15 protein-coding genes are annotated in these 15,696 nt (G+C 74.6%); 10 read left to right on the top strand and 5 right to left on the bottom strand.

All coding sequences use genetic code 11. The features are described from left to right. Positions 1-25 precede the first annotated feature (25 nt). The 5 genes from K8Z49_RS21505 to K8Z49_RS21485 all read left to right on the top strand — a co-directional run bounded on the left by K8Z49_RS21505 (position 26) and on the right by K8Z49_RS21485 (position 4,826). Positions 26-247, top strand: coding sequence for a Flp family type IVb pilin (locus tag K8Z49_RS21505; protein WP_021599820.1), 222 nt, complete (start codon positions 26-28; stop codon positions 245-247). Between the two features lie 107 nt (positions 248-354). Continuing rightward, the gene (locus K8Z49_RS21500; protein ID WP_021599819.1) at positions 355-747 is read left to right on the top strand and encodes a TadE family protein; all 393 of its coding nucleotides are present in this window, start codon (positions 355-357) and stop codon (positions 745-747) included. Then, positions 744-1,178, top strand: a complete 435-nt coding sequence (locus tag K8Z49_RS21495; protein WP_235206597.1) for a TadE family protein — start codon at positions 744-746, stop codon at positions 1,176-1,178. Before K8Z49_RS21500 ends, K8Z49_RS21495 begins: the two co-directional genes overlap by 4 nt. Next, positions 1,175-1,636 carry a TadE/TadG family type IV pilus assembly protein gene (locus tag K8Z49_RS21490; protein ID WP_075020674.1) on the top strand — a complete coding sequence of 154 codons (462 nt, stop codon included), beginning with the start codon at positions 1,175-1,177 and terminating at the stop codon, positions 1,634-1,636. Before K8Z49_RS21495 ends, K8Z49_RS21490 begins: the two co-directional genes overlap by 4 nt. Before the next feature lie 100 nt (positions 1,637-1,736). Beyond that, a complete protein-coding gene (locus K8Z49_RS21485; protein WP_412520475.1) occupies positions 1,737-4,826 on the top strand; it encodes a BTAD domain-containing putative transcriptional regulator in 3,090 nt (1,029 codons plus the stop codon). A 27-nt stretch (positions 4,827-4,853) separates the two neighbouring features. On the opposite strand, the gene K8Z49_RS21480 is transcribed toward K8Z49_RS21485, so the two are convergent. The 4 genes from K8Z49_RS21480 to K8Z49_RS21465 all read right to left on the bottom strand — a co-directional run bounded on the left by K8Z49_RS21480 (position 4,854) and on the right by K8Z49_RS21465 (position 9,230). After that, entirely contained in the window at positions 4,854-6,083 is a 1,230-nt protein-coding gene (locus K8Z49_RS21480) for a YncE family protein (protein WP_075020676.1), read from the bottom strand. A gap of 125 nt (positions 6,084-6,208) precedes the next feature. Beyond that, entirely contained in the window at positions 6,209-7,261 is a 1,053-nt protein-coding gene (locus K8Z49_RS21475) for an NYN domain-containing protein (RefSeq protein ID WP_024934287.1), read from the bottom strand. 102 nt (positions 7,262-7,363) lie between these two features. Next, positions 7,364-7,606, bottom strand: a complete 243-nt coding sequence (locus K8Z49_RS21470; protein WP_024934288.1) for an acyl-CoA carboxylase subunit epsilon — start codon at positions 7,604-7,606, stop codon at positions 7,364-7,366. Between the two features lie 31 nt (positions 7,607-7,637). Continuing rightward, positions 7,638-9,230, bottom strand: coding sequence for an acyl-CoA carboxylase subunit beta (locus K8Z49_RS21465; RefSeq protein WP_177287662.1), 1,593 nt, complete (start codon positions 9,228-9,230; stop codon positions 7,638-7,640). 133 nt (positions 9,231-9,363) lie between these two features. Between K8Z49_RS21465 and K8Z49_RS21460 the strand changes: the two genes are divergently transcribed. The 5 genes from K8Z49_RS21460 (at position 9,364) to K8Z49_RS21440 (ending at position 14,721) form a co-directional block, all read left to right on the top strand. Continuing rightward, positions 9,364-11,946 carry a phosphoenolpyruvate carboxylase gene (locus tag K8Z49_RS21460; protein WP_021599613.1) on the top strand — a complete coding sequence of 861 codons (2,583 nt, stop codon included), beginning with the start codon at positions 9,364-9,366 and terminating at the stop codon, positions 11,944-11,946. A 2-nt stretch (positions 11,947-11,948) separates the two neighbouring features. Next, positions 11,949-12,386 (top strand): GNAT family N-acetyltransferase, encoded by a 438-nt coding sequence (locus K8Z49_RS21455; protein WP_033330213.1) that lies wholly within the window; start codon positions 11,949-11,951, stop codon positions 12,384-12,386. Beyond that, positions 12,383-12,718, top strand: a complete 336-nt coding sequence (locus tag K8Z49_RS21450) for a YciI family protein (RefSeq protein ID WP_024934291.1) — start codon at positions 12,383-12,385, stop codon at positions 12,716-12,718. Before K8Z49_RS21455 ends, K8Z49_RS21450 begins: the two co-directional genes overlap by 4 nt. Beyond that, positions 12,715-13,908 (top strand): RNA polymerase sigma factor, encoded by a 1,194-nt coding sequence (locus K8Z49_RS21445; RefSeq protein ID WP_412520471.1) that lies wholly within the window; start codon positions 12,715-12,717, stop codon positions 13,906-13,908. Before K8Z49_RS21450 ends, K8Z49_RS21445 begins: the two co-directional genes overlap by 4 nt. 87 nt (positions 13,909-13,995) lie before the next feature. Further along, on the top strand, positions 13,996-14,721 hold the full coding sequence (locus tag K8Z49_RS21440) for a DUF899 family protein (protein WP_021595307.1): 726 nt from the start codon (positions 13,996-13,998) through the stop codon (positions 14,719-14,721). A 199-nt stretch (positions 14,722-14,920) separates the two neighbouring features. On the opposite strand, the gene K8Z49_RS21435 is transcribed toward K8Z49_RS21440, so the two are convergent. Then, positions 14,921-15,694 carry an enoyl-CoA hydratase/isomerase family protein gene (locus tag K8Z49_RS21435; protein ID WP_412520469.1) on the bottom strand — a complete coding sequence of 258 codons (774 nt, stop codon included), beginning with the start codon at positions 15,692-15,694 and terminating at the stop codon, positions 14,921-14,923. Positions 15,695-15,696 lie beyond the last annotated feature (2 nt).

Below are 15,696 nucleotides of genomic sequence, written 5' to 3'. Positions count from 1 at the left end.
CGTCCGTCCCCCTGGAGGAGCCACGATGAATCCGCTCAATCCCCTGCACGACCCGGCGGTCGTCTACCTGCGCGCCCTCGTCGGCGACCGGCTGGCCCGGCTGCGGGCCGAGGACGAGCGCAGCCGGGGCGCGTCCGCGATCGAATGGGCGATCATCACCGCGATCCTCGCCCTGATCGCCATCACGATCGGCGCGGTCATCCAGAAGAAGATCCAGGACAAGGCCAACAGCATCAACACGGGCTGAGCGCCATGCGGCCCGGAAGACCCGGCATCTCCGCGTGTCGCCTGTGGGGGGACGACCCCCCACACCCCCCGAAAGAACATGAGGGCGGGGATGCGGGTGCGTCGTCGATGGAGTGGGCACTGCTCACTCCGATCCTCATCCTGCTGATGCTCGTCGTCGTGCAGTTCGCGATGGTGTTCCACGCCCGGCACGTCGCGCTCGCGGCGGCGCAGTCCGGCGCCCGCGTCGCGCGCACCTCCCCGGTCGGCGGCGGCTGGGAGGGCGCCGCGACGGCGAAGGCGTCCGGCAGCGTCCAGGAGATCGGCCCCGACCTGCTGAGCGGGCTCCAGGTCAGGGCGGGCGAGGAGAACGACGAACGCTGGGTCGAGGTCAGCGGCGAGGCGGTGCGGGTCGTCCCGTTCCTGACGTTCCACGTGTCGCAGCGCTCCCAGGGGCCGATCGAGTGCTTCCGCCCCGACGTGGGCGCGGGCACCGCCTGCCAGCGCGGGGCGGGGCCGTGACCGAAAAGGACCGCGGGTCGATGTCCCTGGAGATGGTGCTGGTCACGCCCATCTTCGTCGCGTTCCTTCTCTTCCTCGCCGGCGCCGGGCGGATGGTGGACGCCAAGAGCCAGGTGGACGGCGCCGCCCGGGACGCCGCTCGCGCCGCGTCCATCGCGCGCAGCGCCCCGTCCGCGCAGAGCCTCGCCGCCGACACCGCCGCCGCCGGGATGCGCGGCACCGAATGGTGCACGGGCGGTCCGAGCGTCCAGACCGACGTGTCCGCCTGGGGGCCCGGCGGGCGCGTCGGGGTGACCATTACCTGCGACGTCGACCTCGGCGACCTCGCGTTCATCGGGCTGCCCGGCAGCAAGCGGCTCCAGGGCCACGCGGTCGCCCCCGTCGACACCTTCAGCTACCGCGGGACGGACGGCCCGGAGGGCGCGCCGTGACCGGGCACCGCCGGCTCAGCCGGGCCCGCCCGCACAGCCGGGACCGCGGCACGATCGCGATGTACACGGTGCTGTTCACCCCGATCGTCCTCCTGCTCGCCGGGCTGCTCGTGGACGGCGGCCTCGCCATCCACGCGCGGCAGCGGGCCGCCGACGTGGCCGAGCAGGCGGCGCGGGCCGGGGCGAACCAGATCGACACCGATGCCCTGCGCGAGACCGGCCGGCCCGTCCTCGACCCGGGCCGGGCACGTGCGGCGGCGTGCGACCTGCTCGCGTCCTCCGGCGAGCGGGTCACCGCGGCGCAGTGCGACGCCGACGAGCAGGCGGTCGCCGTCACCGTGCGGATCAGCGTGCGGCCGCAGCTCCTCGGGATCATCCCGGGCTTCGGCGACTTCCAGATGACCTCCAGCGCGACCGCCCGTCCCGTCACGGGCGGACCGGGAGGAATCGGCCCGTGAGACTCGGCGGGATCAGTTCTACGATGAAGGCGACGTCCGGGGACCGGAGAACGGCAGGGGCGCGATGGTGACGCGGCAGGGGCAGAGGACGCCAGTCCGGGTGAGAGGGCGCCGCAGCGCGGGCGACGTCATGGCCGGCATCGGAGCGCTCGTCGCGCTCGCCGCGCTGATGGCCGGCGTCCCGTTCGCGCTGATCACGCTCTTCGGCTCGCCGCTGCCCGACCAGGTGCCGTCGGCGTCCGACCTCACGCACCGGGTCGGGCCGGGCTCGCTGATCGCGATCCTCGTCGCGCTGGTGTGGCTGGCCTGGCTCCAGCTCGCGGCGTGCGTGGCGGTCGAGGTGTACGCGGGCGTCCGCGGCGTCGGGGTGCCCGCCCGGGTGCCGCTCGCCGGCGGGACGCAGTCGCTCGTGCACCGGCTCGTCGTCGCCGCCCTGCTGCTGTTCACCGCCACCACCGCGATCATGCCGGCGTTCTCCGGCGGCGGGCTCTCGCAGCGGCAGCCGGCCGTGCAGATGCAGCCGCAGGCGCGGACGTTCCACCGGGTCCCGGACGCGCCGGAGCGGCCCGCCGCCGCCGAGCGGCTCGCCGAGGAGCTCACCGCGGACCCGGCGGAGAAGTCCGCGACCACCAAGATCTACCGGGTGCAGCCGCCGGAGGGCCGGCACCACGAGAGCCTCTGGGAGATCGCCGAGAAGTGCCTCGGCGAGGGACGCCGCTACAAGGAGATCTACTCCCTCAACAAGGGCCACATCCAGCCGGACGGGACGCGCCTGACGATCGCGAGCCTGATCCGCCCCGGCTGGATCCTGGAGATGCCCGCCGACGCCAAGGGCGCGAAGGTCATCCCGAAGAAGGACCTCGACGACTACTTCCGGTACGGGCACGCCGTCCCCGACCGGCCGGAGAAGCCGAAGCCGCCCGAGAAGCCGGCGCGGCCCGCGCCGCCGACGGCGCAGCCGACCCAGCCGCCCGCCTCGCAGGCCCCGCCGGCCACGCCGAAGCCCCCGGAGTCGCAGCCCCCGGCATCGCAGCCTCCCGCGTCGGAACCGCCCGCGTCGGAACCGCCCGCGTCGCAACCCCCTGCCTCGCAGCCGCCCGCCTCCCAGGCGCCGCCCGCCACGTCCCAGCCGCCGGCGTCGCCGACCCCGGCGCCGCAGCCGAGCGAGCCGCGGAACCAGGAGGCGCCGCACCCGCCCGTGCACGGCGGGACGGAGGGCCCGTCCGGCGAGATGGGCGGCGAGGCCGGCAGCGGCGGCGCCGAGGTGCCCGGGAAGGGCTCCCCGCAGTACGAGGAGACCGGCGGCGCGCTCGACCTCGGCTGGCCGCGGGGCCTCGCCGCGGCGTCGCTGCTCGCCGCCGGGCTGCTCGCCGTGCTCGGCCGGCGCCGCCGCACCCAGATGTGGCACCGCGCGTTCGGGCACATGGCCGTCCGGCCGGAGGGCGAGGCGGCCGAGGCCGAGCGGGCGCTGCGGATCGGCGCCGACGACGACGCGGCGAGGCTGCTCGACCTCGGGCTGCGGCACATGTCGAAGTCCATGGCGGCGGGCGGCCGGGCCATGCCGACCGTCTACGGCGTGCACCTCGGGCGGCTGCGGGACGGGCACGGCAGCCTCGACCTGTGGATCGCGCCCGCCGACCGGAACCCGCCCGCGCCCTGGCAGGCCTTCGACGACGGCCAGGTGTGGCGGCTGAACGGCGACGCGCTGCCCGCGCTGGAGGCGTCCGACCTCGCCGACGTCCTCGCCCCCTACCCGGGCCTCGTCTCGATCGGCACGAACGACAACGGCCGCATCCTCGTCGACCTGGAGGCGGCGCACGGCCTGATCGCGCTGCGCGGGCCCGAGGACGTCCGCCGCGCGGTGCTCTCCGCGGTCGCGCTCGAACTGGCCACCAACCGCTGGTCCGACCACATGCGGATCACGCTCGTCGGGTTCGACGGCGAGCTCGGCGAGGGCCTCGCGGAGATCGCCCCGGACCGGATCCGGTCCGTGCCGACGCTCGCCGACGCGCTGCCCGAGCTGGAGGGGCGCAGCGAGGAGGTGCGGCAGGCGCTCGCCGCGTCCGGCGTCGACTCGGTGCTCACCGGACGCTGCCGCGGCGTGTTCGGCGAGGCCTGGATGCCGCACTACCTGATCATGGCGGACCGGCCCGCGGAGGCCGAGGCGGACCGGCTCGTCGCGCTCGCCCGCACCGGCACCCGGATGGCCGCGGGCTACCTCGTCCCCGGCGACGTGCAGGGCGCCACCTGGACGTGGGACGTCGACGGCGCCGGGCGGCTCCAGGCCGGGGTGCTCGGCTTCGACGTCGACGCGCAACTCGTCCGCGACGACGACTACCGCGGCGTGTTCGAGCTGTTCCGCACGGCCGGCCGGCAGGAGTCCGTCGAGCTCCCCGGCCTGGCCGGCGGGGAGGAGCCGCCGACCGCGCAGCAGTCCTCGGCCGAGGTCCGGCTGCTCGGCCCGATCGAGGTCGAGGCGCCCGGACCGATGGACGAGGGCCGCCGCGAGCTGTGCACCGAGGTGCTGGTGTTCCTCGCGGCGCACCCGGAGGGCGTCCACCCGACCGTGCTGTCCGGCGCGATCTGGCCGCGCGGCGTGAGCGCCGGCGTCCGCGACGCGACGGTGGCGCGCGTGTCGGACTGGCTCGGCCGGGACGCGCGGGGCCGCCCGAACCTGTACCACGACGAGCGCGGCCGGATCCGGCTCGGCTCCGAGGTGCGGGTCGACCTGAACGTGTTCCGCTGGCTCGTGTGGCGGTCGGCGGCCGAGCCCGCGTCCGAGACCGCCTACATGGCCTACGCGCTGGACCTCGTCCGCGGCCCGCTCCTCGCGGGCCGGCCGCGCGGCCGGTACGCCTGGCTCGCCGACCACGACCTGGAGTACGAGGCGCCCGCCCGCGTCATCGACGTGGCGCACCGGCTCGTCGTGCTCCGGCTCGACGAGGGCGACGCGCGCGGCGCGGTGAGCGCGGCGCGCGCCGGGCTGCGGCTCGCCCCCGAGGACGAGGGCCTGTGGCGCGACCTGCTCCGCGCCACCCATGCGACCGGCGACGTCGCCCAGGTCCAGGTGGTCGTGGACGAGCTGCGCGGCCGTGTCGCCCGCGACCCGCTGCTGGACCGGCTCCAGCCCGAGACCGAGGCGCTCATGGAGGAACTGCTGCCCGAGTGGCACCATGTCGGCTCGCGCTAGCCGGCTCGCGCTGGGCGCCGGAGCGCGCTAGCGGTACAGGCCGGTGCCGCCCAGCGAGTACCGTCCGGGCTGCGGATGCACGCACAGCCCGGACGGGCGCCCTGCGACGCGCACCTTCCGCACGACGCGCCCGGTCCGGGTGGAGACGGCGTAGACGAGGCCGGCGGGGTCGGCGAGCCACAGCGCCGTCCCGTCCGACGACACCCCGCCCGGCACGGGGGAGCCACCGCCCGGCAGCCGCCAGCGGGACGCGACCCGCCGCGACCGGAACTCGACGGCGCTGAGGGTGCCGCCGCCCACGACGAACAGCCGGTCCGCGTCCCGGCTGATCGCGAGGCCGCGGGCGCCCGGCGCGGTCGGCACGAACCCCAGTGGCGCGAACCGCCGGGCGTCCACCAGCCACACCCCGCCCGCGCGCGCGTCGGCCACGTAGAAGGCGCTGCCGTCGGGGGACAGCCGCAGGTCGCCGGGCCGGGCCCCGTCCGGCAGCCGGAGCGTCCCGGACACGCGGCGGCCGGCGAGGTCGACGCGGACGAGCGTCCCGGCGGCCGTGCACGTCGCCACCAGGGACGTCTCGTCCGGCGTGAAGTCGGCGTGCCCGGCGTCGCACGGCAGCGGGGTCGCCGCGCGCGGCGCCATGGTGCGCGGGTCGCGCACGTCGATCCGGGACGGGCGGCGCGCCAGCACCAGCGCGTCCTGCCCGTCGGGGGTGAAGTAGAGCCCGGCCGGCGCGGTGACCGGGACGGGACGGCCGCGCCGCCCGCTGCGCGGCCCGACGGGGACGAGCGCGCCGTGCGCCCGGTCGATGGCCCACAGCCGCCGCAGATCCCACGACGGCACGATCCCCGACACGGCCGTCCAGGGCTCGGCGCGGCCGGCGACGCGGAGCGTGGCGGGGTCGACGACGCTGACGACCCGGCCGCCCGCGACGTACAGGCGGGCCGGCATCCCGCGCGCGTTCGGCGCGATCATCCCGGCCCCGGTGGCGGCGTAGACGCGCCCGCCGGCCGGTGCGACGGGCACCTCGCCGCCGGGCGGGGCGGGCGGCGCCGCCCCGTCCGCCGGGGCCCGGTCCGGCAGCGCCCGCGTGTAGGGCGCGGGCCCGCCGAGCCCGACCGCCGGATCGTCCGCGCCGCCCTCCCCGGGCCGGTAGAACGGGACGGGCGACTCGCAGCCGGACAGCGCGCCGCCGGTCAGCGCGAGGGCCGCGGCGAGCGGGAGCGCGGCGGCCCGTGATCGTCCTCGATGAGGCCCCATGCACGGCTCACCCCCCAATACGGCCGGGACCTTACCGAGGCGCGACGCGTGGTGTCCGAGCAATTGCTAAACGTGTTCACGTTCAGGGGGGAATCGGGACCGGCTCCGGGGACGGGCCCCCGCGGCTAGTCGGACTTGCCGATGCCGATGCCGAACTCCCGGTACACGCGCTCCCAGAAACCGTCCCGCAGCCAGGTGCGGGCCTCCTGGTAGGGGCGCAGGGAGGAGCCCAGCGTCTTCTCGGCCTCGATCAGCAGCTCCTTGTCGATCACGGGCGGCAGGATCGGGCCCGGCAGCAGGTCGCGGATGTTGTCCCGGCCCCGCTCGAAGATCCACTTCTGCGCGACGTGCTCGCCGATCTCCAGCATGTGGTCGCGGTCGGGGCCGAGCTTGCCGTCGGACGGGGTGCTGGCCGTGGAGTTCATCGACGCGGCCACCGTGGCGGGCGTCGCCGCGCCCGGCACCGGCACCGTCGTGCGGACGGCCGCCGCGGGCTTGACCGGGGGGCGTCCCGCGAACACCTGCGACGGCGACGGGACGGGGCTGGTGCGGTGCGCGGCGGCCGCGGCGTCCCGGACCGCGGCGGCGGTCCCGGGCGCGGGCACCGGCAGGACCTTGGCCTTGGTGAAGTAGGGGCGCAGGAAGTCGGCGGCCAGCACCTCGACCGTGTCGGACTCCCACACCAGCCATTCGGCCTGGTTGGAGCCGTGCGTCGGCTCCACGCCCCACAGGTGCACGCGGACGCCGTACCGCTGCGCGGCCTCGACGGCGGGCAGCATGTCCTCGTCGCCGGCCAGCAGCACCGCGTCGGTGATCGCGCGGTGCCGGGCGAGGGCCTCCAGGTCGGCGCGGAGCTGGGCGTCCACGCCCTTCTGCTGGCCCTGCGCGTTCAGGTTGCCGAGGCGCAGCTTCACCAGCGGCAGGTTCGCGATCACGCGCTGGTCGACGGTCGGCTGCCGCTTGGGCGCCGCGTCGAACCAGTACACCCGGAGCAGCTCACCGCGCCGCTGCTCGTCGGCGTGGTCGGTCAGCGCCTTGATCAGTTTCTCGGCGGCGACCCGGTACTCGCGGCGCGAGCCGCAACCGAGCAGCAGGGCCCCGGAGGCCGCGTAGAGGTATCCCGCGTCGACGAAGATCGCGTATCGCGCGGGCTGTGGGACGTACTCCGAGGTGGCCATGGCCTTCCACCCTATTCGTGCCGAGCCCCCACTGGGCGCGAACCAGGGTGACATGTCGCTACGCGGAGACCGGCCCGCCCGCGGTCCCGCGCACGGAAACGATCAGCGGGGCAGCCCGCTCGCCCGCCAGGCTCCCGCCCCGCGCGGCCGGGGACCGCCCGCGACCGTGCCGCGGACGAGCCGCGTCCGGTCGGCCCAGCGCGACGGCCCGGCACCGGTCCCGGCGCCGCCGCGGGCCGCGGCGGCGCGTGCGCGGGCGGTGAGCACGGCGACGAGCGCCGCGATCTCCTCCGGCGTGGGGTCGCCGCGGACGACCTGGAGGAACGGCTTGTTCTCGGCGGTCACCACATCTCCCGGTCCATGGGGCGTGCTCCGGTCACAGCGGGATGTTCCCGTGCTTCTTCGGCGGCAGGGTCGTGCGCTTGTCGCGCAGCGCCCGCAGCGCGCGCACGACCTGCCCGCGCGTCTCGGACGGCTTGATCACGTTGTCGATGTAGCCCCGCTCCGCCGCGATGTAGGGGTTGGCGAGGGTGTCCTCGTACTCGGTGATCAGCTCGGCGCGGCGGGCGTCCGGGTCGTCCGCGGCGGCCAGCTCGCGCCGGTACAGGATGTTGACCGCGCCCTGCGCGCCCATCACCGCGATCTGCGCGGTCGGCCACGCCAGGTTGATGTCGGCGCCGAGGTGCTTGGACCCCATGACGTCGTAGGCGCCGCCGTACGCCTTGCGCGTGATGATCGTGACGAGCGGGACGGTCGCCTCGGCGTAGGCGTACAGCAGCTTGGCGCCCCGCCGGATGATGCCGTTCCACTCCTGGTCGGTGCCGGGGAGGAAGCCGGGGACGTCGACGAACGTGATCACCGGGACGTTGAACGCGTCACAGGTCCGGACGAACCGGGCGGCCTTCTCGGAGGCGTCGATGTCGAGCGTCCCGGCGAACTGCATCGGCTGGTTGGCGACGATGCCGACCGAGTGCCCCTCGACCCGGCCGAACCCGACGATGATGTTGGGTGCGAACTGCTCCTGGACCTCCAGGAACTCGCCGTCGTCCAGCACGTGCTCGATGGCGGTGTGCATGTCGTACGGCTGGTTCGGCGAGTCGGGGATGAGGGCGTCGAGCTCCTCGTCGGTCTCGGTCACGTCCACGGGCACGTCGAACACGGGCGCGTCGGCGAGGTTGTTGGACGGCAGGTAGGACAGCAGCGCCTTGACGTACTCGATCGCGTCGTCCTCGTCCGACCCCTGGTAGTGCGCCACCCCGGACCGGGAGTTGTGCGATCGCGCCCCGCCCAGCTCCTCCATCGTCACCTCCTCGCCGGTGACCGTCTTGATCACGTCCGGGCCGGTGATGAACATGTGCGAGGTCTGGTCGACCATGACGATGAAGTCGGTGATCGCCGGCGAGTACACGGCGCCGCCCGCGCACGGCCCCATCACCAGCGAGATCTGCGGGATGACGCCGGACGCGTGCACGTTCCGCTTGAAGATCTCCGCGTACAGGCCGAGCGCGACCACGCCCTCCTGGATCCGCGCGCCGCCGGAGTCGTTGATCCCGATGACCGGGCAGCCGGTCTTGAGCGCGTGGTCCATCACCTTGACGATCTTCTCGCCGAACACCTCGCCGAGGGAGCCGCCGGAGACGGTGAAGTCCTGGCTGAAGATCGCGACCGGGCGGCCGTCCACCGTCCCGTACCCGGTGACGACGCCGTCGCCGTAGGGCCGGTTCCTCTCCATCCCGAAGTTGGTGGAGCGGTGCCGCGCCATCTCGTCGAACTCCACGAACGAGCCGGGGTCGAGCAGCGCGTCGATCCGCTCCCGGGCGGTCATCTTGCCCTTGGCGTGCTGCTTCTCCACGGCCCGCGCCGAACCGGCGTGCACCGCCTCGTAGCGGCGGCGCTCCAGGTCCGCGATCTTGCCCGCCGTGGTGTGGACGTCGTAACCGACGGGGGGTTCAGGGGCTTCCATCGCCATGCGGGCCAGGGTAACCGCACGCTGATCGGGCGGTCGCGGCCGGGTGCCGGTGACCGGGATGGGCGCCGGTCCCGGGCCGCTCGTTACGCTTGGGCGGGTGGCTACGAAGACGCGTGACACCTTTCGGCAGGAGATGCCCGAACCGCTGCGCCGCGACGTTCGGCTGCTCGGCGCCATGCTCGGCGACTCCCTCGTGGAGTACGGCGGCACCGGACTGCTGGACGACGTCGAGCGGCTCCGCCGCGCGGTGATCGCGGCCCGCCGCGGCGAGACGGGCATCGAGGAGGTCGCCGCCCTGGTCGACGGCTGGTCGCTGGAACGCGCCGGGCAGGTCGCCCGCGCGTTCACCGTGTACTTCCACCTGACGAACCTCGCCGAGGAGCACCACCGCATCCGGACGCTGCGGGAGCGCGACACCGGTGACACGGTGCCCGGCTCGGCCGCCGCCGCGATCGAGGAGATCCGCGCGTCCGGCGACGGCCGGCTCGACGCGATCATCGAGGGCCTGGAGTTCCGCCCCGTCTTCACCGCCCACCCGACCGAGGCGCGCCGCCGCGCCGTCGTCACCGCCATCCAGCGGATCAGCGACCTGCTGGCCCGGCTGAACGCGGGGCCCGGCGCGTCCGAGCGCCAGGAGACCGAGCGCAGCCTCCGCGAGGAGATCGACCTGCTGTGGCGGACGGCGCTGCGCCGCGGCACCCAGATCGACCCGCTGGACGAGGTCCGCACCGCGATGGCCGCGTTCGACGAGACGATCTTCCGTGTCGTCCCGGCCGTCTACCGGGCCCTGGACCGCGCCCTGGACGGCGAGCGCACCGGGACCCGCCCGCCGAAGGCCCGCCCCTATCTGCGGTTCGGGAGCTGGATCGGCGGCGACCGCGACGGCAACCCCTACGTCACCGCCCAGGTCACCCGGGACGCCGTCATGATCCAGGCGGACCACGTCCTGCGCGCCCTGGAGAACGCGTGCGCCCGCGTCGGCCGGGAGCTGACCGTCCACGAGTCGACCACGCCCCCGTCGAAGGACCTGCTGAACGCGCTCGCCGCCGCCCGCACCGCGCACCCGTCCCGCCTCCGCGAGATCGCCGAGCGGTCGCCCGGCGAGGAGCACCGGCAGCTCCTCCTCTACGCGGCGGCCCGCATCGCCGCGACCCGCGAGCGCGACGCCGACCTGGCCTACGCGTCCCCGGACGAGCTGCTCGCCGACCTGCGCACCGTCCAGGACTCCCTCGCCGGCGCGGGGGCGACCCGGCAGGCGTACGGGCGCGTCCAGCAGCTCGTCTGGCAGGTCGAGACGTTCGGCTTCCACCTGGCCGAGCTGGAGATCCGCCAGCACTCCGAACTGCACGAGAAGGCGCTGGCCGAACTCGACGGCGACCACTCCGAGATGACCGACGAAATCTTGGACACCCTCCGGACGGTCGCCTGGATCCAGAACCGCTTCGGCGTCCGGGCCTGCCACCGCTACATCGTGTCGTTCACCCGGTCCGCCGCCGACATCGCGAACGTGCACGAGCTCGCCGCGTCCCTCGGCGACGGCGCGCCCGTCCTCGACGTGATCCCGCTGTTCGAGACCGGCGAGGACCTGGAGCGTGCCCCGTCCGTCCTGGACGGGATGCTGGAGATCCCCGCCGTCCGGCGTCGCCTGGACGAGACCGGTCGCCGCCTGGAGGTCATGCTCGGCTACTCCGACTCCGCCAAGCAGCTCGGCCCGACCAGCGCGACCCTCCACCTGTACGACACGCAGGAGGCCCTCACCGCGTGGGCGGCCCGGCACGACATCACGCTGACCCTGTTCCACGGGCGCGGCGGCTCCCTCGGCCGCGGCGGCGGCCCCGCCAACCGCGCGATCCTCGCGCAGGCCCCCGGCTCGGTCGCGGGCCGCTTCAAGGTCACCGAGCAGGGCGAGGTGATCTTCGCCCGGTACGGCCACGCCGAGATCGCCAAGCGGCACGTCGAGCAGGTCACCAGCGCCGTCCTGCTGGCCTCGACCGACCCCGTCCAGGACCGCGCCCGCGAGGCCGCGGCCCGCTTCCGCCCCCTCGCCGACAAGATCGGCGAGGCCGCCGAGGCCGCCTTCCGGAGCCTCGTCGAGACCGACGGCTTCGCCGCCTGGTTCGCCCGCGTCAGCCCCCTGGAGGAGATCTCAGAGCTGCGCATCGGCTCCCGCCCCGCCCGCCGCAAGGCGGCCCGCGGCCTGGAGGACCTGCGCGCCATCCCCTGGGTGTTCGCCTGGACGCAGACCCGCGTCAACCTGCCCGGCTGGTACGGCCTCGGCAGCGGCCTGGCCGCCGTCTCCGACGACGGCCGCGACCTCACCGGGCTGCGCGAGGCCTACGAGGCGTGGCCGCTGTTCAACACGCTCCTCGACAACGCCGAGATGAGCCTCGCCAAGTCCGACCGCGCGATCGCCGAGCGCTACCTGGCCCTCGGCGAGCGCCCCGAGCTCTCCGCCGCCGTCCTCGCCGAGTACGACCGCACGCACCGCCTCGTCCTGGCGGTCACCGGACACGACCGCCTCCTGGAGAACCGCCGCGTCCTCTCCCGCGCGGTCGAGCTCCGCAACCCCTACGTGGACGCCCTCTCCCACCTCCAGCTCCGCGCCCTCAAGGCCCTCCGCGCGGGCGTGGACGACGAGGACGAGCGGACCCACCTCGAATCTCTGCTCCTCCTCTCGGTCAACGGAGTGGCCGCCGGCCTCCAGAACACGGGGTGACCATGATCAGAACCGCCGCACGACCCGACCGCCCGCGCATCGAGGAGATCGTCGAGGCGGCCTACGCCCCCTGGGCCGAGGTCATCGGCACCCGCCCGCTTCCCATGGACGCCGACTACGGGGCCCTCATCGACGCCGGCCGGGTCTTCGTGACCGGCGACGGCCCGGACGGCCTCATCGTCCTCATCCCCGAGGACGGCGCGCTCCTGGTGGAGAACGTCGCCGTCGCCCCCGCCCACCACGGCCGGGGCATCGGCGGCACCCTGCTCTCCTTCGCGGAGGAACGGGCCCGCACGCTGTCCCTCCCGAGCCTGCGCCTCTACACCAACGAGCTGATGACCAAGAACATCGCCCTCTACGAACGCATCGGCTACCGGGAGACGGGCCGCGAGGACATCGGCGGCCGGTACATCGTCCACATGGTGAAGCACCTCGAATGAAGTACGCGCTGCTGATCTGCGACGACGAGACGCGCTCCCCGTCCAACGAGGAGATCGCGGCCGATCCGGTGCACCAGGCATGGATCGCGGACCTGGAACGGCGCGGCGCCCGGCTCTACGGCGCCCGGCTGCGGCCGGTGGTGGACGCGACCACCGTCCGGGTCCGCGAGGGCGAGACGCTGGTCTCGGACGGCCCGTTCGCCGAGACGAAGGACGTCGTCGGCGGCATCGTGATCGTCGAGTGCGCGGACCTCGACGAGGCCATCGGCATCGCCGCCGGCCACCCCTACGCGCGCTGGGGCGGCGTGGAGATCCGTCCCCTGTGGGAATGACCGACGCCGTCCGGTCGGCGGTCGACGCGGCGTACCGGTCCGAGTGGGGCCAGGTGGTCGCGACCCTGATCGGGCTCACCGGCGACTGGGACCTCGCCGAGGACTGCGCGCAGGACGCGTTCGCCGCCGCGCTGGCGACCTGGCCGCGCGACGGCGTCCCCCGCAGGCCCGGCGCCTGGCTGACGACGGCGGCCCGCAACCGCGCGCTCGACCGGCTGCGCCGCGACGCCGCGGGCGCGGGCGCGCTGCGCCGACTCGCCGTGCCCGGCGAACCCGAAGAGGACGTCCCGGACGACCGGCTGCGGCTGATCTTCACCTGCTGCCACCCGGCGCTGCCGTTCCCCGCCCGGGTCGCGCTGACCCTCCGCACGCTCGCCGGGCTGACCACCGCCGAGATCGCCAGGGCCTTCCTGACCGCCGAGACCACGATGGCGCAGCGCCTGGTCCGGGCGAAGCGAAAGATCGGGGAGGCCGGGATCCCGTACCGGGTCCCGCCCCCCGAGCTGCTCCCGGAGCGGCTCGCCGCCGTCCTCGCGGTGCTCTACCTGATCTTCAACCAGGGCTACGACGAGGACGAGGGCCGGGACCTGACCGCGGAGGCCGTCCGCCTGACCCGGGCCCTCGTCGGGCTGATGCCGACCGAGCCCGAGCCGCGCGGCCTGCTCGCCCTGATGCTGTTCCACGAGGCCCGCCGCGCGACCCGCACCGAGGACGGCGTCCTGGTCACCCTGGAGAACCAGGACCGCTCCCGCTGGGACCGGACCCTGATCGCCGAGGGGGTGGCGACGCTCGACCGGGCGCTGGCCAGGCGCAGCGCCGGGCCCTACCAACTCCAGGCCGCCATCGCCGCCTGCCACGCCACCGCGCCCGACACCGCGAGCACGGACTGGCCGCAGATCGCGGCCCTGTACACCGAGCTGGCCCGGCTGGCGCCGTCCCCGGTCGTGGACCTCAACCGTGCCGTGGCGGTCGCGATGACGGACGGCGTCCCCGCCGGCCTGGCCCTGGTCGACGAGCTCACCGCGTCCGGGCGGCTCGCCGGATACCACCTCCTGCCCGCGACCCGGGCCGACCTCCTGCGCCGGGCCGGCCGCCCGGACGAGGCGAGGGAGGCCTACGAGGAGGCGCTCAAGCTGGCCCCCACCGAGCCGGAGCGCCGCTACCTGGCAGAACGCCTCCGCGCTCTCTGACCGCGAAAAACTTTGCCCGTGATGTCGATCCAGGGCGGATGCCCTTCGTCGGTGTGGTGACGATCCTCCGAAACGAAGGGAAGAACCATGAACGAGACACTGCCGAAGCCCAAGGTGACCGACCGATCGACCTTCCAGGCCGAGCTGGACGCGCTGCGCGTCCGCGAGAAGGCCCACACCCGCGCGGGCGACACGATCGCGGCGGCCCGCCGCCGCCTCCCGATGGTGGAGGTGGACGCCACGACGCCGCTGATCGGCCCGGACGGCCTGGTCACGCTGCTGGACGCCTTCGAGGGTCGCCGGCAGCTGATCGCCTACTACATGATGTGGCACGAGGGCCGGCCCGCCGCCGAGCAGTGCGAGGGCTGCACGTACTACAACGGGCAGGTCCGCGAGCTGTCCTCCCTGCACGCCGCCGGGATCACCTACGCCACGTTCTGCCAGGGCCCCTACAAGGAGAGCGTCCGCTACCGCGACTTCATGGGCTGGGACGTCCCCTGGTACTCCGCCCAGGACTCGGCCGAGACCCTGCTGGCAGGCCGCCGGCCCGGCATGTTCTACCTGGTCTGCTACTTCCGCGACGGCGACCGCGTGTTCGAGACCTACTGGACCACCGGCCGCGGCGTCGAAGCGCTGGACATCGCCTACTCCCTGATGGACATGACCGTCTACGGCCGCCAGGAGGACTGGGAGGACTCCCCAGAAGGCTGGCCCCGAGACGGCTCCATAGAAGGCGGCTTCTTCCGAACCAACGGCCGCCCCGCATCCCAATGGTCCCGCCTCGCGGCCGGCCGCTCCGACGCCCTCACCTAACCCACCGTCTCTTGGACGCGACCTCAGCCGGGGTCACGGGCAGGCGCGTGGAGCGAGCGCAGCGAGCGGAGGGCGCATGCCCGTCGACGCAGGCGACCGCAGCGACGCCGCGCACGCCGGTACAGGCACGACAGACCGCAACGGCGGCGTGAGGATCGCCTGCGTCGTGACGGGGGTTCCAGAGGGTCGTCCCCCTGGGCTAATTGGGCCAGACCGGGTTGCGCTTCTCGTTGAAGGCGGCGATGCCCTCGCGGCGGTCGGCGGAGAAGGCGACCGTGCGCCAGGCGTTCTCTTCGAGGTCGAGGCCGGCGTCCAGACCGACGCCGCCGCCGAGGCGCATGGCGCGCTTGGCGGCGCGGACGGCGGTCGGGGAGTTCTGCGCGATCGCGGCGGCCAGGGTGAGGGCCTCCTCGCGGGCCGTTCCGGCCGGGACCCTGCGGTCGGCGAGGCCGTAGTCGAGGGCCTCGTCGATGCCGAGCCGGCGGCCGGTGAAGACGAGGTCGGCGGCCTTGCCGGGGCCGAGGCGGCGGAGGGCGAGCTGGGTGCCGCCGCCGCCGGGGACGAGGCCGACGCTCACTTCGGGGAGGCCGAAGACGGCGGTCTCGTCGGCGACGATCAGGTCGGCGGAGAGGGCGAACTCGCAGCCGCCGCCGAGCGCATAACCGTGCACGGCGGCGATGACGGGTTGCGGCAGGTCGAGGACGCCGCCGAAGGCGGCGCGGAAGACGGGGCGCTGCGCGAGGATCTCGTCGTCGGTCATGGCGTTGCGTTCCTTGAGGTCGGCGCCGACGCAGAACGCCTTCTCCCCGGCCGCGGCGAGCACCACCGCGCGTACCACCGGGTCCGCCGCCACCTCGGCGCAGACGCCGTCGAGGCGGCGCGCCATCGCGGTCGACAGGGCGTTGAGGGCCTCGGGCCGGTCCAGCACGATCTCCGCGACATGTCCGTCGCGCCGCAGCGTCACACCATCCATGG

Source organism: Actinomadura madurae (assembly GCF_047130825.1).
Classification (GTDB): domain Bacteria; phylum Actinomycetota; class Actinomycetes; order Streptosporangiales; family Streptosporangiaceae; genus Spirillospora; species Spirillospora madurae.
The sequence above is the reverse complement of the archived record's forward strand: the minus strand, read 5'-3'. Positions and strand labels throughout refer to the sequence as shown.

Bases quoted from the DNA above. Each gene is read 5' to 3' on its own strand.
- K8Z49_RS21505 (WP_021599820.1), top strand. From the start codon at position 26: ATGAATCCGCTCAATCCCCTGCACGACCCGGCGGTCGTCTACCTGCGC.
- K8Z49_RS21500 (WP_021599819.1), top strand. From the start codon at position 355: ATGGAGTGGGCACTGCTCACTCCGATCCTCATCCTGCTGATGCTCGTC.
- K8Z49_RS21480 (WP_075020676.1), bottom strand. From the start codon at position 6,083: ATGGGGCCTCATCGAGGACGATCACGGGCCGCCGCGCTCCCGCTCGCC.
- K8Z49_RS21475 (WP_024934287.1), bottom strand. From the start codon at position 7,261: ATGGCCACCTCGGAGTACGTCCCACAGCCCGCGCGATACGCGATCTTC.
- K8Z49_RS21465 (WP_177287662.1), bottom strand. From the start codon at position 9,230: ATGGCGATGGAAGCCCCTGAACCCCCCGTCGGTTACGACGTCCACACC.
- K8Z49_RS21460 (WP_021599613.1), top strand. From the start codon at position 9,364: ATGCCCGAACCGCTGCGCCGCGACGTTCGGCTGCTCGGCGCCATGCTC.
- K8Z49_RS21455 (WP_033330213.1), top strand. From the start codon at position 11,949: ATGATCAGAACCGCCGCACGACCCGACCGCCCGCGCATCGAGGAGATC.
- K8Z49_RS21450 (WP_024934291.1), top strand. From the start codon at position 12,383: ATGAAGTACGCGCTGCTGATCTGCGACGACGAGACGCGCTCCCCGTCC.
- K8Z49_RS21445 (WP_412520471.1), top strand. From the start codon at position 12,715: ATGACCGACGCCGTCCGGTCGGCGGTCGACGCGGCGTACCGGTCCGAG.
- K8Z49_RS21440 (WP_021595307.1), top strand. From the start codon at position 13,996: ATGAACGAGACACTGCCGAAGCCCAAGGTGACCGACCGATCGACCTTC.
- K8Z49_RS21435 (WP_412520469.1), bottom strand. From the start codon at position 15,694: ATGGATGGTGTGACGCTGCGGCGCGACGGACATGTCGCGGAGATCGTG.